At 72.9% G+C, this 25,739-nt stretch carries 23 protein-coding genes; 14 read left to right on the top strand and 9 right to left on the bottom strand.

What is annotated here, in order from left to right; genetic code table 11:
• Positions 1–94: 94 nt before the first annotated feature.
• Complete coding sequence (locus tag QQG74_RS28495) at positions 95–1,264, bottom strand: SAM-dependent methyltransferase (protein WP_341717735.1); 1,170 nt, start codon at positions 1,262–1,264, stop codon at positions 95–97.
• A gap of 13 nt (positions 1,265–1,277) precedes the next feature.
• On the opposite strand from QQG74_RS28495, the gene QQG74_RS28490 reads away from it, so the two are divergent.
• A complete protein-coding gene (locus QQG74_RS28490; RefSeq protein ID WP_341717734.1) occupies positions 1,278–1,511 on the top strand; it encodes a hypothetical protein in 234 nt (77 codons plus the stop codon).
• 18 nt (positions 1,512–1,529) lie between these two features.
• Here the strand turns inward: QQG74_RS28490 and QQG74_RS28485 are convergent, their stop codons facing one another.
• The 3 genes from QQG74_RS28485 to QQG74_RS28475 all read right to left on the bottom strand — a co-directional run bounded on the left by QQG74_RS28485 (position 1,530) and on the right by QQG74_RS28475 (position 4,498).
• The gene (locus QQG74_RS28485) at positions 1,530–3,200 is read right to left on the bottom strand and encodes a DEAD/DEAH box helicase (protein WP_341717733.1); all 1,671 of its coding nucleotides are present in this window, start codon (positions 3,198–3,200) and stop codon (positions 1,530–1,532) included.
• A 367-nt stretch (positions 3,201–3,567) separates the two neighbouring features.
• A complete protein-coding gene (locus tag QQG74_RS28480) occupies positions 3,568–3,795 on the bottom strand; it encodes a DUF3107 domain-containing protein (RefSeq protein WP_099849490.1) in 228 nt (75 codons plus the stop codon).
• A 64-nt stretch (positions 3,796–3,859) separates the two neighbouring features.
• Positions 3,860–4,498 carry a TetR/AcrR family transcriptional regulator gene (locus QQG74_RS28475; protein WP_341717732.1) on the bottom strand — a complete coding sequence of 213 codons (639 nt, stop codon included), beginning with the start codon at positions 4,496–4,498 and terminating at the stop codon, positions 3,860–3,862.
• A gap of 146 nt (positions 4,499–4,644) precedes the next feature.
• Between QQG74_RS28475 and QQG74_RS28470 the strand changes: the two genes are divergently transcribed.
• From QQG74_RS28470 to QQG74_RS28440, 7 genes are all read left to right on the top strand, one after another.
• Positions 4,645–7,518 (top strand): hypothetical protein, encoded by a 2,874-nt coding sequence (locus QQG74_RS28470; protein ID WP_341717731.1) that lies wholly within the window; start codon positions 4,645–4,647, stop codon positions 7,516–7,518.
• 24 nt (positions 7,519–7,542) lie between these two features.
• A complete protein-coding gene (locus QQG74_RS28465; protein ID WP_341717730.1) occupies positions 7,543–8,517 on the top strand; it encodes an alpha/beta hydrolase in 975 nt (324 codons plus the stop codon).
• A complete protein-coding gene (locus QQG74_RS28460; protein WP_341717729.1) occupies positions 8,514–9,449 on the top strand; it encodes a DUF3152 domain-containing protein in 936 nt (311 codons plus the stop codon). The genes QQG74_RS28465 and QQG74_RS28460 overlap by 4 nt, the downstream gene beginning before the upstream one ends.
• 213 nt (positions 9,450–9,662) lie before the next feature.
• A complete protein-coding gene (locus QQG74_RS28455; RefSeq protein WP_341717728.1) occupies positions 9,663–10,358 on the top strand; it encodes a DUF3152 domain-containing protein in 696 nt (231 codons plus the stop codon).
• Between the two features lie 130 nt (positions 10,359–10,488).
• Entirely contained in the window at positions 10,489–11,670 is a 1,182-nt protein-coding gene (gene moeZ / locus QQG74_RS28450; RefSeq protein WP_341717727.1) for an adenylyltransferase/sulfurtransferase MoeZ, read from the top strand.
• 152 nt (positions 11,671–11,822) lie between these two features.
• Positions 11,823–12,644 (top strand): squalene--hopene cyclase, encoded by an 822-nt coding sequence (locus QQG74_RS28445; RefSeq protein ID WP_341717726.1) that lies wholly within the window; start codon positions 11,823–11,825, stop codon positions 12,642–12,644.
• A gap of 193 nt (positions 12,645–12,837) precedes the next feature.
• Complete coding sequence (locus QQG74_RS28440; RefSeq protein ID WP_341717725.1) at positions 12,838–14,055, top strand: low temperature requirement protein A; 1,218 nt, start codon at positions 12,838–12,840, stop codon at positions 14,053–14,055.
• A 245-nt stretch (positions 14,056–14,300) separates the two neighbouring features.
• Here the strand turns inward: QQG74_RS28440 and QQG74_RS28435 are convergent, their stop codons facing one another.
• The gene (locus QQG74_RS28435; protein WP_341717724.1) at positions 14,301–15,545 is read right to left on the bottom strand and encodes a glutamate-5-semialdehyde dehydrogenase; all 1,245 of its coding nucleotides are present in this window, start codon (positions 15,543–15,545) and stop codon (positions 14,301–14,303) included.
• A gap of 77 nt (positions 15,546–15,622) precedes the next feature.
• The gene (proB, locus tag QQG74_RS28430; protein WP_341717723.1) at positions 15,623–16,732 is read right to left on the bottom strand and encodes a glutamate 5-kinase; all 1,110 of its coding nucleotides are present in this window, start codon (positions 16,730–16,732) and stop codon (positions 15,623–15,625) included.
• 61 nt (positions 16,733–16,793) lie between these two features.
• Here proB and QQG74_RS28425 point away from each other — a divergent pair, with 61 nt between their 5' ends.
• The 3 genes from QQG74_RS28425 to QQG74_RS28415 are packed head-to-tail and all read left to right on the top strand — an operon-like array spanning position 16,794 to position 20,175.
• A complete protein-coding gene (locus QQG74_RS28425; protein ID WP_341717722.1) occupies positions 16,794–17,108 on the top strand; it encodes an MGMT family protein in 315 nt (104 codons plus the stop codon).
• Positions 17,109–17,140: 32 nt separating this feature from the next.
• Positions 17,141–18,703, top strand: coding sequence for an MFS transporter (locus QQG74_RS28420; protein ID WP_341717721.1), 1,563 nt, complete (start codon positions 17,141–17,143; stop codon positions 18,701–18,703).
• Positions 18,700–20,175, top strand: a complete 1,476-nt coding sequence (locus QQG74_RS28415; RefSeq protein WP_341717720.1) for an aminotransferase class V-fold PLP-dependent enzyme — start codon at positions 18,700–18,702, stop codon at positions 20,173–20,175. Before QQG74_RS28420 ends, QQG74_RS28415 begins: the two co-directional genes overlap by 4 nt.
• 83 nt (positions 20,176–20,258) lie before the next feature.
• Here the strand turns inward: QQG74_RS28415 and QQG74_RS28410 are convergent, their stop codons facing one another.
• The gene (locus QQG74_RS28410; protein ID WP_341717719.1) at positions 20,259–21,467 is read right to left on the bottom strand and encodes a hypothetical protein; all 1,209 of its coding nucleotides are present in this window, start codon (positions 21,465–21,467) and stop codon (positions 20,259–20,261) included.
• Positions 21,460–22,020, bottom strand: coding sequence for a SigE family RNA polymerase sigma factor (locus tag QQG74_RS28405; protein ID WP_341717718.1), 561 nt, complete (start codon positions 22,018–22,020; stop codon positions 21,460–21,462). Before QQG74_RS28405 ends, QQG74_RS28410 begins: the two co-directional genes overlap by 8 nt.
• A 137-nt stretch (positions 22,021–22,157) precedes the next feature.
• Here QQG74_RS28405 and QQG74_RS28400 point away from each other — a divergent pair, with 137 nt between their 5' ends.
• Complete coding sequence (locus QQG74_RS28400; RefSeq protein ID WP_341717717.1) at positions 22,158–22,736, top strand: NADH-quinone oxidoreductase subunit B family protein; 579 nt, start codon at positions 22,158–22,160, stop codon at positions 22,734–22,736.
• A 48-nt stretch (positions 22,737–22,784) separates the two neighbouring features.
• Here the strand turns inward: QQG74_RS28400 and QQG74_RS28395 are convergent, their stop codons facing one another.
• A complete protein-coding gene (locus QQG74_RS28395; protein WP_341717716.1) occupies positions 22,785–23,831 on the bottom strand; it encodes a glucose 1-dehydrogenase in 1,047 nt (348 codons plus the stop codon).
• A 151-nt stretch (positions 23,832–23,982) separates the two neighbouring features.
• Here QQG74_RS28395 and QQG74_RS28390 point away from each other — a divergent pair, with 151 nt between their 5' ends.
• Positions 23,983–24,699: an NADH-quinone oxidoreductase subunit C gene (locus tag QQG74_RS28390; RefSeq protein ID WP_341717715.1), complete on the top strand. Its 717-nt coding sequence runs from the start codon at positions 23,983–23,985 to the stop codon at positions 24,697–24,699.
• Complete coding sequence (locus tag QQG74_RS28385) at positions 24,699–25,661, top strand: complex I subunit 1 family protein (RefSeq protein ID WP_341717714.1); 963 nt, start codon at positions 24,699–24,701, stop codon at positions 25,659–25,661. The genes QQG74_RS28390 and QQG74_RS28385 overlap by 1 nt, the downstream gene beginning before the upstream one ends.
• The last annotated feature ends 78 nt before the right edge of the window (positions 25,662–25,739 follow it).

Here is a 25,739-nt window from a genome sequence, read left to right as displayed (position 1 = left end):
CACCCCCGCGGTGCGCACTTCGAGAGTAGTACGACCGGCGGGAGATACAACTGACTGACCGAACAGACAGTCCCGGCGGCGAGACCCGATGCGGTCACCCGGCCAGGTCGGACCGGTCGAGCAGGCTCTCCAGCCGGGGAGTGAGCTGCCACTGCCCGACCAGCTCGCGGTACTCCGTGCGCTGTCGGTCCGTGGGCGCGGCCTCCGTACGCCGGGCCCGGATCAGCAGGTTGCGTGGGGTGTGTGCGGAGTCGACGAACTCGACCACCTCGGCCCGGTAGCCGTGCAACCGCAACAGTGCGGCGCGCAGCGCGTCGGTGAGGACGTCCGCGAAGCGCTCGCGGAGGATGCCCTGCCGGGTGAGCAGCTCGTACGCTCCGGGCGCCGGTCGGGCGCGCAACTGCGCGGCGATGTCGTGGTGGCAGCAGGGCGCGGCGAGTACCCAGCGGGCACCCCAGTGCACCGCTCGGGCCAACGCCTCGTCGGTGGCGGTGTCGCAGGCGTGCAACGCGAGCACCAGGTCGGGGGCCGGCTCGACCACGGCGTCGGCGATGGTGCCGGCCACGAACCGTACCCGGTCGGCCCACCCCAACCGCTCGGCCAGCTCGGTGTTGCGGCGGCGCTGGTCGTCGCGGACATCCACGCCGACCAACTCGACGTCGAGGCCAAGCTGCGCGAGATAGCGGTACGCGGCGAAGGTCAGGTACGCGTTTCCGCAGCCCAGGTCCACCACGCGCAGCGGGCCGCTCAGGTTGCGGGCCGGCTCGTCCGGCAGGGTGGCCGCCAACGCCCGCAGGAACGCGTCGACCTGCCGCCGCTTCGCCGCCGACCCGCCGATCTCGGCGAAGATCGGGTCGCCGGGGTCGAGCAGGTACTCCTTGGCCCGGTCGTGTCCGGTCGGTGCAGTGGCCGGGCGAGTGGCGGCCGTCCGGTGCACCTGTGCCTCGCCCGACTTGGTGACCCGCAGTTGCAAGGTGCGGTCGGCGGTCTCCACGTGCCAGTTGCCGAACGGCTCGGCGAGCAGCGCCTCGACCGCCGCGACCGCCTCGGGACCGGGTGCGAGGTTGCGGGTGTACGGCCGGGCACCGTCCGAGGTGGCGATCTGTAGTCGCGGACCGGCCTTCAACGCGACCGACCGCAGTTCGGCCCGGACCACCGACGGGCGCTGGCCGCGCCGCCGACCCGCGGCCACGGCCCGGGTCAGCGCGGAACCGAGCAGCATCGAGCGCACCTCGGCCAGGGCCGAGTCCAAGGATTCGGGCATCGTTCCATCTTCCATGTCCACCCGGCGCGCACTGCCGCCACCCGACCCGTACCGGCACCGCGAGCAGCGGCAGGTGGCGGCGGGTGAGTCGGACGACGGCGACGAGCGGCGGACGGCCGCAGGTAAGGGTGTGCCCCCGTCGCGGGGCGGCGGGGGCGGGGGCGGGGCTGACCGTGCCGCACCGGCCCGTCATGCGCGGGGCGCACCGGCCCGTCATGCGCGGGGCCGGTGGGGTGCCGCCACCTGACGGCACCTCGATCCGTGGTCAGTCGGTGGACACCTCGGCCGGCGTACCGCTCGGGCTGCCGGCGCCACCACGGCGGCGGCGCCGCCGCGGGCGCGGGGCCTCACCGGTGGCGGCCGGTGCGCTCTCGGCTGGCGTGCCGTCGCCTGTCGTCGCGGTCGCGTTGGCGGTCACCACCTCGCCGGCCCGGCGACGCCGACGGCGACGGGGGGTACGGGTACCTTCGTCGGCCGTGCTCTCGGTGGCCTCCGGCGCGGGGTCGTCGGCCCGCGCGCCAGTGCTCTCGCCGCGTCCCCGTCCGCGACCGCGTCCGCCCTCGTCCCGGCCACGGCCCCGGCGCGCGGAACCGCGCTGCTCGCCCCGGCGGGAGCGACCGCCGCCCAGATCCTCCTCGACCTCGGCGGACAGGCCGGCGCGGGTGCGCTCGGCGGTCGGCAGGGTGCCGGTGACACCCGTCGGGATGTGCAGGTCGGTGTAGAGGTGTGCGGAGGTGTGGTACGTCTCCGGCGGCTCCGGCATGTCCAGCCCGAGCGTCTTGTCGATGATCCGCCAACGCGGCATGTCGTCCCAGTCGACGAAGGTCACCGCCACGCCGCTCGCGCCGGCCCGACCGGTACGGCCGATCCGGTGGGTGTAGGTGTCCTGGTCTTCCGGACAGTCGTAGTTGATGACGTGGGTGACGCCGGTGACGTCGATGCCCCGGGCGGCGACGTCGGTGGCGACCAGGGTGTCGATCTTGCCGGCCCGGAATGCCCGCAGCGCCCGCTCGCGTGCGCCCTGGCCGAGGTCACCGTGTACCGCCGCGACCGCGAAGCCACGGAAGTCGAGATCCTCGGAGACCCGGTCGGCGGCGCGCTTGGTGCGCGTGAAGATCATGGTCAGGCCACGGCTCTCCGCCTGGAGGATCCGGGCCACGATCTCGATCTTGTTCATCGAGTGGGTGCGGTAGACCAGTTGCTCGGTCTGCGGCGACGGGCCGGTCTCCGCCGTGTGGCCGGCGTGGATCGTGATCGGGTGGCGCAGGAACCGCCGGGACAGCGTCACGATCGGGTCCGGCATGGTCGCGGAGAATAGCATCGTCTGCCGGTCCTCCGGCAGCATCGCCAGGATTCGCTCGACGTCGTCGAGGAAGCCCAGGTCGAGCATGCGGTCGGCCTCGTCCAGCACCAGCGCGCGTACGCCGTGCAGGCGCAGTTGCTTCTGCTTGGCCAGGTCGAGCAGCCGGCCCGGCGTGCCGACCAGGATCTCCACGCCCTTGCGCAGCGCATCGACCTGCGGCTCGTACGCCACGCCGCCGTAGATCGGCAGCACGCGTACGCCCCGGGTGCGGCCGGCTGCCGCGATGTCCTTGGCGACCTGGATGCCCAGTTCACGGGTTGGTACGACGACAAGTGCCTGGGGCAGGCCGTCGCCACCCTCGCCGGGTGCGAGGACCCGCTCCAGCAGCGGTACGCCGAAGCCGAGGGTCTTGCCGGTGCCGGTCGGGGCCTGCCCGATCAGGTCGGCGCCGCGCAGCGCGATCGGCAGCGCGTACTCCTGGATGGCGAAGGCGCGGGTGATGCCGGCCGCAGCCAGCGCCTCGACCGTCTCGGCGCGTGCACCGAGCTCGGCGAAGGTCGGCGCCTCCGGTCGGACCGGGGCGGTCGGGGCCAGTTCCTGGCCGTCTGTGAGGTCTTGAATCAGCTCACTCATGTGGATTTGGGGGTGCCCTCTCGTGGGTGCGCCCCGTCATGTCCTCAGGGCGCGTTCGGTATGGCGCGGGCCACACGGTCGGCGGCAGATTGCCGGGCGGACCGGGCCGCACGCGCGCCGCGGGTCGGACTTCGACCGGAACCCGGATGGGCTCCCGGCCGGCTCGACACCTACGGCAACTCCTCCATGCTACCCGAACGGGCCATACGCCGTCCCGATTCCCGAGCAAGTGAACGCTACGGGGAGGGCAAAAATGTGACGTGTATCACCGCTGAGCGCTTACCGGCCTGGTGAGCGGCGGTGTGACGGGCTCGGCCGGCGGTTCACCGCGCGTGGCGGTCAACCGCCGGCCGGCTACGACTGAGCGTCAGCGAACGGTGAAGCCGACCGCCCGGGGAGACGCCTCCGCGATCTCGACATAGGCGACCTTGCCAACCGGCACGATGATCCGCCGGCCCTTCTCGTCGGTCAGGGAAAGGGTGCCCTCGCCCCTGGCGACGGCGTCGGTCACGATCCGCTCGATCTCGGCCGGCGACTGCGCGCTCTCCAGGACCAGCTCGCGCGGTGCGTACTGCACGCCGATCTTGACCTCCACTTTGCCTCCTCCGTCGGGCGAAATTGCCGCCGTTGCGAAGGCTATCGGATCACAAGGTGTCGGTTCAGGCTGACTCACCTTGCAACGGGAAGCTGGCGATGCCCCGCCAGGACAGCGCGGCGACAAGTGCCTCCGCCTCCGCCTTGGGCACCTGCCGCCCCCCGGCCAGCCAGAACTGCGCGGCGGTCTCGGCCGCGCCCACCAGACCGGAGGCGAGCAACTCGGCGTGCGCCCGGCTGACCCCGGTGTCGGAGATGATGGTGTCGGTGATGGCCGCGATGCAGCCCTGCTCGACCCGCTCCACGCGCTGCCGCACGGCCGGGTCGTTGCGCAGGTCCGACTCGAAGACCAGCCGGAAGGCCTCACTCTCGTGGTCGACGAAGTCGAAGTACGCCCGCACGGACGCGCTTACCCGTTCCTTGTTGTCGGTGGTGCTCGCCATGGCGTCGTGCACCTTTGCGACGATCGCGTCACAGTGCGTGTCAAGTAGCGCCAGGTAGAGCTCCATCTTGCCGGGGAAGTGCTGGTACAGCACGGGCTTGGAGACCCCGGCCCGCTCGGCGATGTCGTCCATCGCCGCGGCGTGGTAGCCGTGCGCGACAAACACCTCCTGAGCTGCGGCGAGCAGCTGCTTGCGGCGCGCCGACCGGGGAAGTCGGGTGGGCCGGCCGGCGGTCTGGGCGCCGTTCCCAACAGTGGTCATGGGAACCTCCGAGGTTGTCGTACGGGCCGGCATTTCGCCCGAACCGGTCGGGGCCCGGAGGCTCCGCACGGAATTGGCCCGCCGCTGTAACTTATCGCCACTGTCGCCACACGGTAGCCTCAGCGGGGGCGACCAAGGAGCGCGCGGTGAGTGAAACAGGGCAACCCGGTGCCGCCACCCCGGGAGAGCACGGCGACGGTGCGGGTCAGCGGGATGACCTGGCCCGTTCCGGCAACGGGTGGGCCCCGTCGGCTGCCGACTGGTCCTGGAACGCAGACGACTCCGCCGCCACCTGGCGTCAGTCTGAGCCGCCCCCGGGTTGGGCCGCCGCCGCGCCGCGCTACGCCGATCTGCCCGCGCCACTTGGCGAGTCGGCCCGGCCCGAGCAGCCGGCCCGGGTCAACGGGCACCACGTCAACGGCGTGCACCACCCGGAGGAGCCGTCCGGCGGCCAGTACGCCCCGGTGAGCGCCCCACCCGGGCCACGTGAGGCTGGCCGCGATCCGGGTCGGGACCGACTCGTGGTGCCGGCGCCGCGGCCCGGCTCCGCAAGCGAACCGGCCGGATCCGGGGCCGCCGGGCTGCCGACCTCCGCGCCGCCTGCCGTGCAGGTGCCGCCCGTCGGCACCGCCGCCTCCGGCTTCGAGGTGCCGCCCGGTCTGCACGCCCCCACCGCCGAGCGCTCCGGTGACCTGCCGACGTCCGGCCCGCCCGCCGCCTGGGACGTCGCCTTTCCGCCCGAGTCGACCCCGCAGACCCGAACCGCGCCGCCCGACAGTGGTCGTGCGGCCGGCCCGGGTGCCGCCGACCGGCCGCCGGCACCCGGCCCCGAGGCCGCCGGGCAGTCCCCGGCCGAGCCGCCACCGGTCGAGCCGCCACCGGCCGAGCCCGAGCGGCCGAGCTGGGCCCGGTCCGGCACGGCCAACGACTGGGCACCTTCCTGGGCCCGGGGTGACGCGCCGTCATGGGCGCACGGCGACGGCGAATCGACCGACCGGCGGTCGCGCGAAGCGCCGGCACCGAGTTGGGTAAGCGAGCCCAGCCGGCCGTACGAGCCGGTGCGCGCCGAACCGACGCGGCCCTACCAGGCGATACCCGTCGAGCGCCCCCGCCCGTACGAGCCCTCCCGAGCGGAGGCTGCCCGCCCCGACCCGGGGCAGGGACGCGCCGCCGAGCCCGAGCCGGCGGCCGACCGGCCGTCGTGGGCGGCCGAGCCGCAGAACGCCCCGCCGGAGCCGGACCGGCCCTCGTGGCGAGCCGAGTCACCGAATGCGCCGTCGGCGCACCGGCCGTCCTGGGCGGCCGGTCCGTCGAGCGATCCGCCGAGCCCGGAACATCCGCCGTGGGCCGCCCGGTCGACTAGCGAGCCACCCGCCGGCGAGTACCCGTCCTGGGGCGGCCCGCCGGTCAGCGGTGCACCGGCCGACGACGCGCTGCCGTGGGGCGCGCGACTCGACGAGGGCCAGTCGTGGGGTGGCCGCGCCTCCGGTCAGCCGGCGGGTGAGGAGCGCCTGCCGTGGGCGCTCGGCCCGGCCAGCGCCCCGCCCGCAAGTACCCCGCCGACCAGTACCCCGCCCGCCAGTACCCCGCCGACCAGTGCTCCGCCGGCCGCTCGGGACACCCCGCCCGAGCCGGGATCGGCGCTGCCGGTGGCCGAGGTCGGCCCGGCCGCCGATCCGCCGGCCTACCGGCCGTTCCGGCTCCGTCCGGTGCCCGACGAGCCGGCACCTCCCCAGCCCGCTCCGGATTCGGCCGCGACCCGGCCGACCTCGGCGTCGACCGATCCGGCGGATGGTGCGTCCGCCAGCGGAACGGGCCGCCGTGAGCGCATCCCCGCCGCGCCCGTTCCGACGAGCGCAGTCCCCTACGCGGCACGTCGATCCGCGCCTGATCCGGAGTTGTCCGGCGAGGGGTCGCCGGACAGCACGTCGGCGGTGTTGCCGCAGCGCGTCCCCGCCGAACCGGACGTGCCCGTCGTGCCGGAGCCGCCAGCCGTGGACCCACCCGCCGAAACTCCGGAACTCGCCCGGACCGCCACCCACCTCCGTCGGGACGACGAGCCGGCGCCGTTGCGTGAACGGCCCGAGGGCTTCGACGTCAACGCGATCCTCGATGCCGTACGCGGCGTCGAGGGGGTGCGGGACGCGTCCCTGCGTCGTACCCCTGCCGGTGCCCACAGCCTGCGCCTGGACCTTTCCGACGGTGCCGACCCGGCCGAGGTGAGCCGGCACGTCGCCCGCCTGCTCCAGGAGCGGATGGGGCTGGCCGCCGCGCCGCACGGCGTACCGGAGACACCAGTCGCGCCGCCGGTGCGCCGACGCTCCGTCGAGAACCGGGGCGGCGACGGCGGCGAGGCCCGGACCGCCGGTGAGCCCCGCCGGCCGGCCAATCGACCCGCCGCCGCCCGGGCGGAGGCCATCGCCGCCCGGACCGAGCAGGTGCCGGAGACCTCCCGGCGCCGCCGGCCGAGCCCGCCCGCCGGCCGGGGTCGGGCCACCGTGGAAGAGGTGAGCCCGCCGGGCAGCCCGGCCACCCTTGGCGCCTCCTACTCCGGTGGGCAGCTGACCACCACCGAGTCCGCGCCGTCCCGGCCACTCAACACCGGCGGTACGCCCGGACCCCGGGTGGTGCTCGACCACGTCCAGGTGAGCACCTTCGGGCTCGAAGGCACAGTCGAGGTACGGCTGGTCGCCGGCGAGCAGAACTCGGCGGGTTACGCCACCGGACCCGCCGTGGACGGGTACGTGCTGCGCCTCTGTGCGGTGGCCGCCGCCGCCGCGATCGACGAGTTGCTGCGCGGCACCGGCGCGACCGCCGACCGGGGACGCTGCTTCGTGGAGCACGCCGCCGTGGTGCCGTTCGGCAACTGTGAGGTGGCTACCGTCGTGGTGCTGCTGGTCTGCGACGGCTGGGTCGAGCAGCTCGCCGGCTCCGCCCTGGTCGCGGGTGACCCTCGACAGGCGGTGGTACGGGCCACACTGGCTGCGGTGAATCGGCGGCTGGAGGCGCTGCTGGCCTGAGCCGTCGGCAGGCAGACTGGAACGGTGAAGCCTGCGACCCTCTGGCCAGATCAGCTGCTCCCCGCACACTCGGTCCCGCCGCCCTGGCCCGGCCGGGAGGTCCGCCTCGACGGCCTGGTCACCTATGTGCGGGACACACCGGCCACCGGGCCGGACGCGGAACCGGCGCTCTACGTGCACGGCCTGGGTGGCTCGTCGCAGAACTGGACCGACCTGGCCGGTCTGCTCGCCGACCGGCTGGACGGTCAGGCGATCGACCTGCCGGGCTTCGGCCGCAGCGCGCCGGGCCAGCGCTACACGGTGCCGGTCTTCGCGCAGCGGGTGATCCGCTGGATCGAGCACTCGGGTCGAGGTCCGGTGCACCTGTTCGGCAATTCGCTGGGCGGCGCGATCTCGGTGCGGGTGGCGGCGCTGCGGCCGGACCTGGTCCGGACGCTGACCCTGGTGTCGCCGGCCCTGCCGTTCCTCGACTTCCGGCGGTCGTTGCAGGGCCGGATGCTGCCCCTGTTGGCGGTCCCCCGGGGCGAGCGGCTGGCCGCCTGGCGGCTGGCCCAGCTGGCACCGGAGGTGATGGCCCAGCAGGTGATGGAGGCGTGCGTGGCCGACCTCAGTCGAATCTGTGACCAGCGCCGACGGGAGGCGCTGGAGGAGATCCGGGTGCGCTACCAGGCGGAGCACTACGCGGCGGCGTACGTCCGGACGTTCCGCGGCCTGGTCTCCAGCTTCCTCCGGTCGTACCTACCGGGCTCGGACTCGCTGTGGCGGATGGCCGCATCGGTGCAGGCGCCGACGCTTGTCGTCGGGGGACGGCAGGATCGGCTGGTCGACGTGCGGGTGGCGCCGCAGACCGCCCGGGTCATCCCGGACAGCCGGCTGCTGATGCTCGACGGCGTCGGGCACGTGGCGCAGCTTGAGGTACCACGCCTGGTGGCCCGGGCCGTGGTCGGACTGCTCACCGAATCGGGGGACCACGGTCGCCGGACCGACCTGGCAGGATGAGCCGGGTGTCGCTTCCCCGTAGCCATCGCCGGCAACCCGGCCGGCATGTCCGGCCGTCGAAGTCGGCGGCGCCGGTCGCCGGTGCGACGCGCGGGAGCATGCCCCGGCGGCGGCCTGCGGTCGTCGCCCGGGCGGCGGTGGTGCTGGCTGCGGTCGGCGCGGCGGTGACGCTTGTCGCGGGAGGCACCGGCTGGCTGCGCGGCGCGGCCGGGGCCAACGAGGTGGCCGGTGCAACGCCGTCGTCGCCCGCGATGGCGGTCGCCCCGCCGCCGGTGACCCCGTCGCCCGCACCGACCTCGGCGAGCCCCTCGCCCAAGCCGCCGGTGCTGCGGGAACCCGGGCCGGTTCCGTCCGCCGGACGGGGCAACTTCGTGATCGACGACCGCACCGGACCGGTGCTCGGCACGGGCGGCCGAATGCAGGGCTACCGGGTCGCGGTGGAGGCCGGTTCGGGGGTGGACGCCGGTGAGTTCGCGCTGGCCGTGCAGACGGCGCTGACCGGCCCGGGTAGCTGGGTGGACAGCGGTCGCCTGCGGCTGCGGCAGGTCGACCGGGACGCCGGGTACGACTTCACGGTCTACCTGGCGACGCCGCGCACAGCGGGCCGGATGTGTGCCGCCGGAGGTGTGGACATCCGGGTCGGCGGGCGGCCCTACACCTCCTGCCGGGCCCCCGGAAAAGTGATCATCAACTTGGAGCGCTGGCGGTTGTCGGTGCCGCACTACGTCGACGCGAAGGTGCCGCTCTCGGTCTACCGCAACTACGTGGTCAACCACGAGGTCGGGCACCAGTTGGGTAACCGGCACGAGCGCTGTCCGGGCAAGGGCAAGCCGGCGCCGGTGATGATGCAGCAGACGCTCTTTCTCAACGGCTGCGTGGCCAATCCCTGGCCGTACCTTGACGGCCGGCGATACGCCGGTCCGCGGCTCTGAGAGAGCCGCCCGTCGGCGGCGATCGGCCCGACTTGCCGGGATGCATCTGAAAGACCTGCCGTCGGCGGCGATCGGTCCAAGTTGCCGGGATGCGCCTGATTGCGGTGCAATGATAGATCTATGCCCGCTTCGCCCCTTCCTGGGATACCGTCGGCCGATCTACCGGCGAGCCGGTCGAGGCGGCGTAAGCCCACGGTGATCCTGCTCGCCAGGGTGACCCTGGTGCTGGCGTTCGCGATCATGGCCACGGTCTCCGTGGTCCGGGCCGCCGAGCAGCCGACCGTCCCGGACCGGAGCGCGGCCCGCGTCGCTACGGACGGGCCGACCCCGCCCAGCGCCGTGCCGAGCAGCGGCACCGGCAGCTTCCTGGTGGCCGACCAGGACTCGCCGGTACGCGGGGTGGCCGGGCCGGTCGTCCGATACCGGGTCGCCGTGGAGCAGGGCGCCGGGCAGGACCCGGCCGAGTTCGCGACCGAGGTCGACGCGGTACTGGCCGACCCGCGTAGCTGGATCGGCTCCGCCGAGCTGCGGATGCAACGGGTCGCCGAGGCCGATCGGGCCGATTTCACCGTCTACCTGGCCACCCCGACCACCTCGACGGCGATGTGTGCCGAGGGCGGGCTGCACACCGAGGGCTACGCCTCCTGCCAGCTGCCCGGACAGGTGGTCATCAACCTGGCCCGCTGGCTGACGGCGGTACCGGACTACGGGGCGCCGGTGGCGGTGTACCGGGCGTACGTGCTCAACCACGAGATCGGCCACGAGTTCGGGGAGTCCCACGAGGCGTGCCCGGGTCCCGGCCGCCCCGCGCCGGTGATGCAGCAGCAGACGTACGGTCTGGCGGGCTGCGTGGCGAACGCCTGGCCCTTCCTCGACGGGCACCGGTACGCCGGTGACCTCGTGCCCTGAGCCCGCTGCTCCGGTCCGTCTTATTCCCGCTCCCGCATGCCGGGCGACGTGTCCCTGCTCATGGTCGATGGGCGCCTCGGCGAGCGACAATGGCTCGGTTGCCCGCCACATCGATCCCGGGGAGTTCACCGTGTCGCTGCCCCCGCTCGTCGAACCCGCCGCCGAGCTGACCGTTGACGAGATCCGCCGCTACTCGCGTCACCTGATCATTCCTGACGTCGGGGTGACCGGCCAGAAGCGGCTGAAGAACGCCCGGGTGCTCTGTGTCGGCGCCGGTGGCCTCGGTTCTCCTGGGCTGCTGTACCTGGCCGCGGCCGGGGTCGGCACCCTCGGCATCATCGACTTCGACGTCGTCGACGAGTCCAACCTCCAGCGCCAGGTCATCCACGGCGTCTCCGACGTGGGCCGCCCCAAGGCCGAGTCGGCGGCGGCAAGCGTCCGCGAGATCAACCCGCTGGTCGAGGTGGTGATTCACAACACCGCGCTGGACCGGGAGAACGTCCGCGAGATCTTCGCCCAGTACGACCTGATCGTCGACGGCACGGACAACTTCGCCACCCGGTACATGGTCAACGACGCGGCGGTGCTGCTCGGCAAGCCGTACGTCTGGGGGTCGATCTACCGCTTCGACGGCCAGGCGTCGGTGTTCTGGGCCGAGCACGGTCCCTGCTACCGCTGCCTCTACCCGGAGCCCCCGCCGCCCGGCATGGTCCCCTCCTGCGCCGAGGGTGGCGTGCTCGGTGTGCTCTGCGCCTCGATCGGTTCGATCCAGGTCAACGAGGCGATCAAGCTGCTCACCGGCATCGGCGAGCCGCTGGTCGGCCGGCTGATGGTCTACGACGCCCTGGAGATGAGCTACCGCAAGATCAAGGTTCGCAAGGACCCGAACTGCGTGCTCTGCGGCGAGAACGCGACCCTGACCGACCTGATGGAGGACTACGAGGACTTCTGCGGTGCGGTCTCGGTCGAGGCGCAGGAGGCGGTGGTCGACGCCACCATCACCGCGACCGAGCTGAAGGAGTGGCAGGACGCCGGCAAGGACATCTTCCTCGTCGACGTGCGGGAGCCGGCCGAGTACGAGATCGTCCGGATCCCCGGCGCAACGCTGATCCCCAAGGGGGAGATCCTCTCCGGCGAGGCGCTGTCCAGGCTGCCGCAGGACAAGCAGGTCGTGCTGCACTGCAAGTCCGGCGTCCGGTCCGCCGAGGCGCTGGCCGCGCTGAAGGCGGCCGGCTTCCGTGACGCCGTCCACGTACAGGGCGGGGTGCTCTCCTGGATCAAGCAGATCGACCCCGCCCTCCCCACGTACTGAAGTAAGGAAGGGCCCCTTCTTAACGCCTGGTGTAGAGGAGGGGCCCCCTATTAACAGTTCGCAACGAACACCCAGCTCACCCCGCCGTCGGGCAGGTCCACCTGCCCGAAGAACCGAGGCGCAATCATCTTCCCGCCGGTAGCCTGACCGCCGTGGTCGACATCGACGCCGCGATCGGGTTCGTGGTGGCGCACGGGGACGCCGTGGAGCGTGCCCGGCTCTCCTGGTTGCGCACCGGCACCCCGCCGCCTCCCGAGGTGCTCGACAGCGCCGAGATCGGCCAGACCCTGGGTGGCGGCTGGCCGGCTACCTGGGGTGACGAGGTCGCTTCCGTCGACGCGACCTGTTTCCGGCTGACCGAGTTGGACGATCTCGGCGCGCTGGGCCGGCCGGCCGCCCGCCGGGCGCTGGACTGGCTGGCCGCCGCCCAGCAGCGCGACGGCTGCTGGGAAGAGGACCAGGCGCTCGCCGACAGCGCTCCCGAGTGGGCCCGTCCGGGTAGCCCGGAGGCGCGACTCTATCTGACCGCCAACGCCGCGTTCTGGCTCACCGTGGCCGGCCTGGACGCCCGGGCCGCCGGCCCGCTCGACCATCGCGTCGGCGGGGCGTACGCCGGTGTGGTGCAGGCCGCGGGCCAGGCGCTCGCCGCCCAGCTGCACCCCGACGGCAGTTGGCCGTCCTTCCTGGCCGCCGGCTGGCTGAGCGCGGCGGTGCTGCACCGGCAGCAGATGTTCTACGAGTCGGCGCGGATCAAGGCGGTGCTCGCCGAGCGGCTACCGCAGGCGGCGCCAGCCGACGCCGCGTGGTTGGCTTCGACGCTGCGTCGGGTCGGCGTCGACGAGCAGGAGTGGACGCTTGTGGCGGCCCGCCGCCGGCTGACCGAGACGCAGCGTACGGACGGCGGTTGGAGCAGCGACGACGGCCACCAGTTCGACGTACACGCCACTCTGGCCGTGATCCGCGCCTTCCGCTGATCCTCGGCCGCCACCTGCCACCGCTGGCCGTCCGCCACCGCTGGCGTAACCGCCTGTCGCCGCCGGCCGTTCGCCGCCTGCCGCCGCCGGCCGTTCGCCGCCACTGGTGTACCCGCCTGCCACCTCGTTCCGGTTGGATGGGTAAAAGGGTGAAATGATGTAAAACTAGTTTCTACCTGGCGAACATGGGCGAATGAGGTGGACCGAACCTGCGCGGGGCGGGAGCATTCTGCGCGGCGAGGAGGACGCTCGGCAGGCCAACTTTCTCGAGCTGTTCTTCGACCTGGTTCTGGTCTTTGCTCTGAACGGGGTCGTCACCCGGGTGGTGCAGGATCTTCTTTCCGGCAACTCGGGGCAACGCTGGCTGGCACTGCTGTACCTGGTTGTCCTGGCCCTGCCGCTGCTCTGGCTGTGGACGACCACTACGCACATCACCAGCCGGTTCGATCACCGGTCCCGCCGGATCCAGCTGATCGTCCTGGCCAGTACGTTCGGTCTGCTGATCATGGCGGCGTCCCTGCCGTACGCCTTCGTCGCGCGCGGTGCCGCCTTCGCCGTGCCGTACGTGCTGCTGCACGCCGGACGGCCCCTGTTGCTCCGGCCGCTGCTGCGTGACCACCAAGCGTTGCGTCTGCTCTACACCCGCAAGGCCATCTGGTTCGGCGCCTCGAGCGTGCTCTGGTTCTCCGGCGCGTTCGTACGCGATGAGCAGCGCGTCGCAGTGTGGTCGATCGCCATCACCGTGGACCTGACCGTCGGACGGTTCGGCTGGCCGGTGCCCGGTATGCGCCGGTTCTCCGCCAGCGCATGGTCAATGACCAGTAGTACCCATCTGCCCGAGCGGTACGAGCAACTGCTCTTGATCGCACTCGGCGAGACGATGCTGGCGGTGGGTCTCTCCTACATCAGTCACGCTGCCACGCCCGCCGCATCGGCGACCCTGGTGATCACGTTCCTGGCGACCGTACTGATGTGGCGGATCTACTTCTACCGCGCCGGCCAGGTGCTTGCGGAGGCTCTCGCACTGTCGCCGAACCGGGCGATCGCCGGTCGGACCGTTGGCACGGCTCATGTGCTGATGGTGATCGGTACCCTCGGCGTCGCGGCGGGCTCGAAGATCGTGCTGGAGCATCCGGGCGGGCACACTCAGCCGGCCTGGTTGGCCATGATCCTCGGCGGGCCAGCAGTCTTTCTGCTCGGCCGCATGCGACTGGAACGTATCGTCTTCGACCGGCTCTCATGGCGCCGGGTCGTGGCCATCGGCACCCTGGTCCTGCTGGCGCCGCCGCTGGTCCTGGGCCCGCCATTGCTGGCCGCCGTAGCGGCCGTCGTCGTGCTGCTCGGCGTTGCCGTAGCGGACGCCCTGAACGCCGCCGGCCGCCCACCGGAGGCGCCATCCCCTCCGGCATAGCTCGACCCCGCGGAGCCGCCGTCACTCACCCGCCGCCGCCACCCACCCACCCACCCACCCAGCGCTGTCGCCCGTTCGCCGCTGTCGCCCGCTGCCCGCTGCCCCGCCGCCCGCTGCCCGCTGCCCCGCCGCCCGCTGCCCCGCCGCCCGCTGCCCGCCGGCCGCTGCCCGCCGGCCGCCGGGATCTTGTTAACCGGGGGCCCCTGCTATGCACCAGGCGTTAATAAGGTGCCCTTCCTTGCACGTCAGCCGCGCAGGTGGCCGGTGCCGGTGACCACGTACTTGGTGCTGGTCAGCTCGGGCAGCCCCATCGGGCCGCGGGCGTGCAGCTTCTGGGTGGAGATGCCGATCTCGGCACCGAAGCCGAACTCGCCGCCGTCGGTGAACCGGGTCGAGGCGTTCACCATGACCGCCGCCGAGTCCACCCGGGCCACGAACTCCCGGGCCGCCGACTGCGAGTCGGTGACGATCGCCTCGGTGTGGCCGCTGCCGTACCGCCGAATGTGCGCGACCGCCGCGTCGAGCGACTCGACGACGGCGACCGAGATGTCCGCCGAGAGGTATTCGGTGGCGAAGTCCTCGTCGGTGGCCGCAACCACGGCGTCGGAGTACCGGGCCACCTCGGCGGAACCGTGCACGGTAACCCCGGCCTCGGCGAAGGCGGCCAGCATCGCGGGCAGGAAGTCGTCCGCGATCGCGGCGTGCACCAGCAGCGACTCAGCGGTGTTGCAGGTGGACAGTCGCTGGGTCTTGGCGTTCAACGCGATCGACACCGCCATCGACAGGTCGGCGGCGGCGTCCACGTAGACGTGGCAGTTGCCCACCCCGGTCTCGATCACGGGTACGGTCGACTCCTCGACCACGGTCCGGATCAGCGAGGCGCCACCGCGCGGGATCAGCACGTCGACCAGGCCCCGGGCCCGCATCAGCTCCTTGACCGAGTCGCGGGTGCTGGCGTCGAGCAGTTGCACCGCGTCCGCCGGCAGGCCGGCGTCGGCGATGGCGTCACGCAGCACCGCCACCAGCGCCGCGTTGGAGTGCGCGGCCGACGAGGAGCCGCGCAGCAGCGCCGCGTTGCCGGACTTCAGGCAGATGCCGGCGGCGTCCACGGTCACGTTCGGTCGCCCCTCGTAGACGATGCCGACCACGCCGAACGGTACCCGGATCTGCCGCAGTTCCAGCCCGTTGGGCAACGTCGAGCCGCGAACCACCTCGCCCACCGGGTCCGGTAGCGCAGCCATCTGGCGCAGCGCGTCGGCGATGCCGGCCACCCGGCCCTCGTCGAGGGCGAGCCGGTCCAGCACGGCCGCGCTCAGCCCGGCCTCGCGCCCGGCCGCCAGGTCCGCGCCGTTCGCGGCCAGAATCTCCGGGGTACGCGCCACCAGCGCGTCGGCCATCGCGTGCAGCGCGGCATCCTTGGCGGTACGCGTCGACACGGCCAACACCTCCGCTGCGGTACGCGCCCGCCGGGCCTGCTCGCTCACGCTCATCCCATGCTCCTCACAGTGTTAGGAAGGGGCCCTTTATATACACCAGGCGTTAATAAGGGGCCCTTCCTTACCAGCATCTACAGCAGGACCAGGTCGTCGCGGTGGACGACCTCTCGTTCGTACGCCGGGCCGAGTGCCGCGGCGAGGTCGGTGGTGGAGCGCCCCAGCAGGCTGGGCAACTCGACCGCGTCGTAGTTGACCAGACCACGGGCGACCGGTGCCCCGGAGGTGTCGACCAGGTCGACCGGGTCCCCGGCGGTGAACGCCCCGTCGACGGCGGTGATCCCGGCCGGCAGCAGCGACTTGCGTCGGCCCACCACGGCGGCGACCGCGCCGGGATCGAGGTGCAGGCGGCCCCGGGGCGAGGTGGCGTGGGCGAGCCAGAACAGCCGGGCGGCCGGGCGGCGCAGGCTGGGGTGGAAGTAGGTGCCGACCGGTTCGCCGGCCAGCGCGGGGACGGCCTGGGCGGCGGAGGTGAGCACGACCGGGATGCCGAATCCGGTGGCGATCCGGGCCGCCTCGACCTTTGTCACCATGCCGCCGGTGCCGACTCCCGAGCGTCCGGTGCCGCCGATGTCGACGCCGGCCAGGTCGGTCTCGTCGCGTACCTCGGCGATGCGGCGGGAGCCGGGGCGAGCCGGGTTGCCGGTCCAGAGGGCGTCGACGTCGGAGAGGAGCACCAGCAGATCGGCGTCGACCAGGGCGGCCACCAGGGCGGCCAGCCGGTCGTTGTCGCCGAACCGGATCTCCTCGGTGGCGACCGTGTCGTTCTCGTTGACGATCGGCACCGCCCGCAGGTCGAGCAGCTTGCGCAGGGTCCGGTAGGCATTGCGGTAGTGCGCCCGCCGGGTCACGTCGTCGACGGTGAGCAGCACCTGGCCGACGGTGTGACCGTGCCGGGCGAAGGCTGCGGCGTACCGCCCGATCAGCAGGCCCTGGCCGACGCTGGCGGCGGCCTGCTGGGTGGCCAGGTCGCGTGGTCGCCGGGTCAACCCGAGTGGGGCCAGCCCGGCGGCGATCGCGCCGGAGGAGACGAGCACCACCTCCCGACCGTCGGCGGTGCGGAGGCCGAGTGCGTCGACCAACGCGTCGAGCCGCTCGTCGTCCAGGCCGCCGGAGGCGGTGGTCAACGAGGATGATCCGATCTTGACGACGACCCGCCGGGCCGCCGTGACTGCGTCACGCACCCGCCTATTCTGCGTGGTCGTCGCAGCGACCTCGGCCGCCGTTCCCATAGTCTGGCCGGTTGTGACACCTGACGAGTACGTCGAGGCGGTGCTGGAACTGGTCGACCGGATCCCGCCGGGCCGGGTGATGTCGTACGGCGCGGTGGCCGACGCGCTCACCGAGCGCTCCGGTCGCGCCTCCGCCCGGCTGGTCGGGGCGATCATGGCCCGGCATGGTGGCGGCGTGCCCTGGCACCGGGTGGTGAACGCTTCGGGCGGCATGCCACCCGGGCTCGCGGCCGAGGCGCGGGCACGCTGGCTCGCCGAAAGTACGCCGCTGCGCCAGGACCGGGTGGACATGCGCGCGGCGGCCTGGTGGCCCGGAGAGGGGATGTGACCGGGCGGCAAACGTGAGTAGCATTCGGCGTCATGAGCGCGTCGCCGGGCGCAGCCGGCTCACCACCCGATGCCGGCCCGCCGGGCGAGGCCCCCGCTGGCCTGCCGCGCAGGGTGCATGCCGACCGGCCGGGTGCGGCGCGTCCCGGCTCGTCGCCGGAGGCGACCACCGGCGCCTCGCGCGCGGCGCACCCCGGACTGCCGCGCAAGGTGCATGCCGGTTACGCCCTCGGTTCGCTGGCCACCGGGGCGTTCGGCACGGTGCCGGGGCTGCTGCTGTTGCCGTACCTCACCGACACCCTCGGCGTGGCCGCCGGGGTGGCGGCCCTGCTGGTGCTGCTGCCGAAGGCGTGGGACGTGCTTGTCAACCCGGTGGCCGGGCGGATCTCCGATCGCACCCGGTCCCGCTGGGGTGCGCGCCGGCCGTACCTGCTCTTCGGTGGGCTGGCGCTGGCCGTGCTGTTCGGGTCGATCTTCGCCGCGCCGTTCGGCACCGGACCCGCCGCCGGGGCGTACGTCGCGATCGCCTTCCTGGCCACCGCGACCGCGTTCGCCTTCTTCCAGGTGCCGTACGTGGCGATGCCGGCCGAGTTGACCGACGACTACGCCGAACGTACCCGGCTGATGACCTGGCGGGTCGCGGTGCTGGCGCTGGCCATCCTGGTCGCCGGGGCGGTGGCCCCGCTGGTGCGCGACGCGGGCGGCGGCGCGGTTCCCGGGCACCGCTGGATGGGTCTGTTCGTCGCGGCGCTTATCGCGCTCGGTGCGGTCGGTGCCTTCCTCGGCACCCGGTCCGCCCCGCAGGGCGCGATCGGGGAGAGCGAGCCCAGCCTGCGCGCCCAACTCGCTGTCGCGGGCCGCAACCGGCCGTTCCGGGCGCTGCTGCTCTGCTTCGTGGTGCAGTCCGCCGGGGTGGCGACGATCCTCGCCGGAGTCCAGTACTTCGCCGACCAGGTCCTGCGCGATTCGACTACCGGGCCGACCCTGCTCTTCGTCTGTTTCGTCGGCCCGGCCCTGGTGGTGATGCCGATCTGGTCCCGGGTAGGCGCCCGGCTGGGCAAGCTCGCCGGCCTGGTCGCCGCGTCGCTGATCCTGGCGGCCGGCGGGCTGGCGCTGATCGCCGCGCCGGTGTTGCCCGCCGCCGTGATCTACCTGCTGGTCGCGCTGATCGGGGTCGGGTACGCCGGGCAGCAGGTCTTCGCGATGGCGATGCTGCCGGACTGCATCGCGTACGACACCGCGCGCACCGGCCGTCGACAGGCGGGTGTGTTCACCGGCCTGTGGACCGCCGGCGAGACCTTCGGCCTGGCCCTCGGCCCCGGCATCTACGGCCTGGTGCTCGCCGTCACCGGCTACGTCTCCTCCACCACCGGCACCGCCGCCCCCCAACCCGACACCGCTCGCCTCGGTGTCCTCCTAGGCTTCACCCTCCTCCCCGCCCTCCTGATCGCCCTCGCCACCCTCCTGCTGCGCCCCTACAACCTCACCGAGGCCCGCCTCACCGCCCTTACCACCCGGCCGGCCACCGCCGATCATGGAGTTGTCGTCGGGGCGCGAGCCGCGAACCACCACGAAAAGGGGACCACAAGTCCATGATCGACGAGAGCAGGGCGGCGCTGCCCGCGCACGGGGTGCCGGCGGAGCGGGTGTTGGCGGAGATCCGGGAGCTGCGGGGGGCGGATCGGCCTACGCATGGGGGGCGGTTGTTCGCGTACGTGTACGACGCGGGGGTGGCCGGACTGGAGGAGTTGGCCGCCGCGGCGTACGCCGAGAGCGCGCACGTCAACGGGCTCGACCCGACCGCCTTCCCCTCCCTGCTGGCGATGGAGAACGCGCTTGTCGGTGCGGCGGCGCGGCTGCTCGGCGGCGGGCCCGGCACGAGCGCACCGGAGGCGGTCGGCAGCGTCACCAGCGGTGGCACCGAGTCGCTCATCCTGGCCGTCAAGGCCGCCCGGGACGCCCGACCGGAGATCGACACGCCCCGGATCGTGGTGCCGGCCAGCGCGCACGCCGCCTTCGCCAAGGCCGCGCACTACCTGCGGGTGGAACTCGACACGGTGCCGCTCGACCCGGCCACCCTGCGGCCGGCGGTCGCTGATGTGGCCGCCGCGATCCGGCCGGAGACGGTGCTGGTGGTCTGCTCCGCCCCGTCGTACGCACACGGCGTCATCGACCCGGTCGAACAGATCGCCCAGGTAGCCGCCGAGGCCGGGGTGCGGTGTCACGTGGACGCCTGCTTCGGCGGTTGGACCCTGCCCTACCTGCGCCGCCTCGGCGTGCCGGTGCCGCCCTTCGACTTCACGGTCGACGGGGTCACCTCGATCTCCGTCGACCTGCACAAGTACGCGTACGCCCCGAAGGGTGTCTCGGTGCTGTTGCACCGCGACCCCGGGCTGCGTACGCCGCAGTACTTCGGGTACGCCGACTGGCCCGGCTACACCATGGTCAATCCGGTGCTCTCCTCGACCCGCTCCGGTGGCCCGATCGCCGCCGCGTACGCCACCCTGCGCCACCTCGGCGACGACGGCTACCTGGAACTGACCGACCGGACCTGGGCGGCGGTGCGGGCCCTGGCCGACGCGGTACGGGGCGTCGACGGCCTGCGGCTGGTCGCCGAGCCGGAGTCGACAGTGGTCTGTCTCACCTCGACCGATCCGGCGCTTGACCTCTTCGTGCTTGTCGACGAGCTGACCGCGCGTGGCTGGCACACCCAGCCCCAGCTCGGGTACGCCGGCCTGCCGCGCAGCGTGCACCTGACGGTGACCGCGGCGGTGACGCCCCGGGTGGCGGAGTTCGGGCCGGCGCTTACCGACGCGGCGGCTGCGGCACGGACCCACGGCCCGGTGGTGATGCCACCGCACCTGCTGGCGCTCGCCGGCAGCCTCACCCCGGAGGCGCTCACCCCGGAGCTGGTCGCCGGGCTGGCCGACGGGCTCGGTCTGGCCGGTCAGGCCGGCCCGCCGGACCGGATGGCGGTGGTGAACACGCTGCTCGACGCCGCGCCGGTGCGGTTGCGGGAACGACTGCTTGTGGAGTTCGTCGGCCTGCTGCAACGCCCGACCTGGTAGGTCGGGCGCGCAGCCGCCGCCGCAGACTCGACGGTCGGCAGGTGCGGCGGCCCTGGTGACACCGGGACCGCCGCACCCACCGGTCAGCGACTGGTGCGCAGCTCGACGGAGTTGTCCTTCGGCTTCAGGTCCTTCCAGTCCCGATCCTGGTCGTCGACGTGGGCGAGCAGCAGACTCGGTGCCGGCTCTCCCAGGTCCTTATTGATCAGGAATCGGAAGGTGTAGCTCCGCTGCGCGCCGGGCCGTAGGCCGTCCAGCAGGCAGGCATCGCCCCCTTCTGTGCTCACCATCCGGCACCCGGACAGGTCCCGCCCGGCCGGCTCGCCGATCGTGTAGAAGTAGCTGAACCGGAGCTGGGGCACGTCCACCGGGCCCTTGTTGGTGACCGTGACGGTGACCGAACCGGTCCGATTGCCGTCCCCGTCGGCCGGATCGAGCACCAGCTCACCCGCGCTCAGGGCGAGATCGGTCAGTCGGGGGTCGATCCCGAACTCTGTCGGCCCGGCCGTCTGCTCGAAGCGGCTGTCGTGCCAGGCGTACGTCCGCCACTGCTGCCGCACCCACCAGGTGGGGGTGCCGCAGCAGGGCTGGATGTCGGCCACCTCCACCCGGATCGCGCCGTTGGCGGCCAGGGCGACGTCCTTGATGTCGTCAAGCCCTTCGTGGGTGCCGATCACCCGGCCCAGGGTGACGATCTGGCCGGTGCCGTCCCGGGAGAAGGCGAGCACCTGCTTGGCCAACGCCTCCCCGTACCGGCAGGCGACCAGGGCGACCGTGTCGGTGCGACCGTCGCCGTCGACATCGCCGTAGTGGAGTTCGCCCCACAGCTCCGGCAGACTTTCCAACTGCTTCTCGCGCAGCCGGACGCCGTCGGTGATGCAGCCGGTGGGGACGTACGGCGGCCAGGCGGGTAGGTCGACGCGGGCCGCGAGAAGCTGCGCCCGGCTGATCCGACCGTCCGGCCCGCCGAGGGTGGGACTGGACGCGTCTGGCGTCGCTGTCGGCGATGCCGTCGGTGTCGGCGTACCAGTCGGGGTTGGCGCTCCCGTCGGCGTCGGCTCGCCGGTCTGTGCCGGCAGCGGCGCGTCGGTGCGGTTCAGGTGGGCGTGTGCGGTCATCGGCACCACGACGGCGAGCACCACGGCCGCCGCGACGGCCACCGTCGCCCGCTGCCGCCGCCGGCGCACCGTGTGCCGTACGGCCTGCGTCCCCGCCGGCCGCACCGCCGGTCCGTACGCCTCCCGAAACGCGGCGAACTCGCCGCTGACCAGGATGTCCTCGGGCTCAGTCATGGTCGTCCACCCCTCGGGTGCCGGTCAGTTGTGCGGCCAGTGCCACTCGACCCCGGTGCAGCCAGGACTTGACCGTGCCCGCCGGCACACCTTCCTGCTCCGCGATCTGGGTGACACTGAGATCCGCCAGGTAATGCAGCACCACCGCCCGGCGCTGGGCGGCGGGCAGCTGGGCCAGGGCGGCGGTCAGCGCCACCCGGTCCGGTCCCGGCCCCGCCACGTGCTCCGGCCGCTGCCGGCGCAGCCAGGACTGTGCGGTGCGCATCCGCCGCCAGCGGCTGGTGGCGAGGTTCCAGGCGACCCGGCGTACCCAGCGCACCGGGTCGTCGTACCGGGACACCCGTGACCAGCGGGCGAACGCCCGACAGAACGCCTCCTGGACCAGGTCCTGAGCCTGCGACAGGTCGCCGCAGTACGCGGCGAGCTGGAGCGTCAGGGACCGGAAATGCGTGTGGTAGAGCCCGTCGAAGTCGATCCCCTCGGCCGCTGCCGGCAGTTCTGTCGCCTCGTCCGGAGGCGGCTCCCCGAGCCGTGGTTTTCTGGTCACCATCATCTGTCCTCCCCGTCTGCGCGCCAGCGTCGCGCGAATCGACGCGGATCACACGCCTCGACCCGGGCGAGGGTTGCGGGGGTGGGCAACTGCGGTGCTGTGGTTGACTGTCACATCGGGGACAGACGAGGGAGGCCGAGGTGCAGCTGCCGGCGGTGCTCGGCGAGCCGATCCGGTTCGTGCTCAACTGGGGTCGGCGTTACTCGCTCTGGGTCTTCAACTTCGGGCTGGCCTGCTGCGCCATCGAGTTCATCGCGACAAGCATGTCCCGGCACGACTTCATGCGACTCGGCGTGATCCCGTTCGCGCACGGCCCCCGGCAGGCCGACCTGATGGTGGTCTCCGGCACGGTCACCGACAAGATGGCCCCGGCGATCAAGCGGCTCTACGACCAGATGCCCGAGCCGAAGTACGTCATCTCGTTCGGCGCCTGCTCCAACTGCGGCGGCCCGTACTGGGACTCGTACTCGGTGACCAAGGGCGTCGACCAGCTCATCCCGGTCGACGTCTACGTGCCCGGCTGCCCGCCCCGACCGGAGGCGCTGCTGCACGGCATCCTCCGCCTCCAGGAGAAGATCGCCGCCGAGCAGTCCGGCATCGGTGGCGTACCCCGCCCGGACGTGCTCGCCCCGCCGGTCGACGCGCCGCCCAGCGACGGGCGACCGCCGCGCTCCGCCGCCTCGCTCACCGCCCCGCCGGTCCGTCCGCCGACCCCCTGACCGCCGCGCCGGCCCGCGCCGGTCGGTCCAGCTTCCGGTGGCAACGGCTCAGCCGGTGAAGTCGATGATCACCTTGATGTCCTGCGGGCCGGGAGAGTAGGCGGAGGCGTACTCGGCCAGCGGCACCCGGCGGGTGATCAGCGAGCCGAGCCAGGCGTGGTCGGCTCGGGCGAGTGCCTCGGCGGCGGCGTCCCAGTGCCGCCGGTTGGCGTTGACCGAGCCGAAGACCACGTTGTTCTCCAGCACCAGGGTGCGGTTCAGCGCGCCCGCGTCGAGGTCGATCGTCCGCCCGCCACTGGAGACGCCGGCCAGGCAGACGATCCCGGTCGGGGCGACCCGGTACATCGACTCCAGCACGACGACCGGTGCCCCGGTGCACTCGATGATGATGTCCGGTTCGAAGTCGAGCTGATCGAGCGGCCCGGAGTGGTACGTCGCGCCGAGCGCACCGACCAGCGCCGGCTTCGGGCCCTCGGTGGCCAGGTCGAGCACGTGCACGGCGAGCCCGCGCTGGCTGGCCAGCAGCGCGGCCAGCAGGCCGATCGGCCCGGCACCGGTGATCAGGGCGGTACGCGGCTGCCACTCCGCCCGCAGGCCGATCCGGTCGATGTGGTCCCACGCCTTGGCCACCACACTTGTCGGTTCGAGCAGCACACCGACCTCGCCCAGCCCGGGGTGCAACCCGACGGCGAAGCGCGGCTGGAGCCGCCACCGCTGGCGGGCGAAGCCCGGCAGCGCCTTGATGCCGTGCTCGGTGAACATGCCGTTGCGGCACATGTCCCACTCGTCGACCGCGCAGTTCGGGCAGGGCAGCGGGTCCGGGTGCCGGACGATCCCGGCCACCAGATCGCCCGGCTGCAAGGTGCCGGTCGGGTCCTCCACGACCCGGCCCAGCGACTCGTGCCCGAGCACCAGGTGATCGGTGCCGGGTGGGGCCTCGCCGTACTGCCCCTCGATGATCTCGATGTCGGTGCCGCAGATGCCCACCGCGACCGCCTCCACCAGGATCGCGCCCTCGTCGGTGGCCGGCTCCGGGTAGTCCTCGAGCAGCCGCAGCGAACCCGGTACTCCGGGGATGACAGTCACAGCGCGCACGGCCCCATCCTGACGACCGCTGCCGGGCACCGCCGGCAAAGCCCGGATCTCCACCCGGCCGCGTACCGCCACCGGTTGGGTGCCGTCCGCCGCGTCCACTCGCGTGCCCGGGGCGACGCGCTCGGCCGTGGTCGGCCATAGGATCAGCGGCATGACACCGGAAGAGGTCGGCCAGCGGCTCGTCGCGCTGCTCGCGCCCGTCGAGGCCACCGCGACGGTCTCCGGCGGTCAGGCGTACGCCCGGGCCACCGTCGACGTACCCCCGCACGGGTGGCGTGCGGCGTTGCTGGCCGCCCGCGACGACGCCGAGCTGGGCTGCGACTACTTCGACTGGCTCTCCGCGGTGGACGAGTTGGCCGACGGCTTCGACGTGGTCGCCCACCTCTGGTCCACCCGACAGCGGCACGGGGTGCTGCTGCGCGCCCGGATCCCGCGCGAGACACCGACTGTCGAGTCCGTGGTGGACGTGTTCCCGGGTGCCGCCTGGCACGAGCGGGAAACCCACGAAATGTTCGGCATCGACTTCGCCGGGCACGCCGACCTGCGGCCGTTGCTGCTGCCGCCGGAATTCGAGGGACATCCGCTGCGCAAGGAGTTCGTGCTCGCCTCGCGGGTGGCCAAGCCCTGGCCGGGGGCGAAGGAACCGGGCGAGTCGGAGGCCGGCGGTGGCCGTCGGCCGATCCGGCCGCCGGGCGTACCCGCGCCGGGGGAGTGGGGCACCACCCCGACCCCGGCCGGCGCGGGCGGAGCCGGCGAGGGACCGCGCGGCGGCACCCCGGCCCGACCTGCCCGGGAGCGCCCCGCCCGCCCGGCTCCGGGCGCACGCGACCCCCGCCGCACCGACGCCGACGAGGGGGAGACGAGCTGATGCCACTCTGGCTGGAGCTGGTGATCCGGATCGGCGGCGTGCTTGTCGCCTTCCTCGTCCTCCCGTTGCTGGTCGGGCAGGCCGAGCACAAGGTGATGGCGCACATGCAGGGCCGGCTCGGCCCGATGTACGCGGGCGGCTTCCACGGCTGGGCCCAGTTGATCGCTGACGGGGTGAAGTTCGTCCAGAAGGAGGACGTCACACCACGGTCGGCGGACCGGCAGGTGTTCCGGCTGGCTCCGGCGGTGGCGCTGCTGCCGTACCTGCTGGCGTTGCTGGTCATCCCGCTCGGCCCGAACGACCTGGTCGGCCAGCCGCTGGACATCGGCCTCTTCTTCGTGCTGGCGGTGGTCGGCGTCGGCGTCTTGGCGGTGCTGATGTCGGCCTGGGCCTCGGCCAACAAGTACAGCCTGCTCGGCGGGCTGCGGGGCGCGGCCCAGCTGCTCGGCTACGAGCTGCCGCTGGTGCTGGCCGCCGCGTCGGTGGCGATGGCCGCCGGCACGCTCAGCCTCTCCGGCATCGTCGAGGCGTGGCAGCCCTGGTGGCTGCTCTGGCAGGCCCCGGCGATGGTGGTCTTCTTCCTGGCCGGCCTGGCCGAGATCCGCCGGCCGCCGTTCGACATGCCGGTGGCCGACTCGGAGCTGGTCTTCGGGTACATGACCGAGTACACCGGCCTGCGTTTCGCGTTCCTGCTGCTGGCCGAGTACGTCGGCATCGTGGTGATCGCCGCGCTGACCACTGTGCTCTTCCTCGGCGGCTGGCAGGGCCCGTTCGCCGACGCGCAACTCGGTTGGCTCTGGACCCTGCTCAAGGTGGCCGCCGTCAGCTTCCTGATCATCTGGTTCCGGGTCTCCTACCCCCGGCTCCGTGCGGACCAACTACAACGCCTCTGCTGGCTGGTCCTCGTCCCCACCGCCCTCGCCCAGCTGGTCCTGACCGCCGCCGTCCGCATCGCGCTGTAAGGATGCAAGGAAGGGCCCCCTGTTAACGCCTCCGGTATAGGAAGGGCCCCCTCTTAACAAACCACCCGCGCTTTTAAC

It is taken from the genome of Micromonospora sp. FIMYZ51, from assembly GCF_038246755.1.
Taxonomy (GTDB): domain Bacteria; phylum Actinomycetota; class Actinomycetes; order Mycobacteriales; family Micromonosporaceae; genus Micromonospora.
This window is presented reverse-complemented; position numbering and strand designations above follow the sequence as displayed.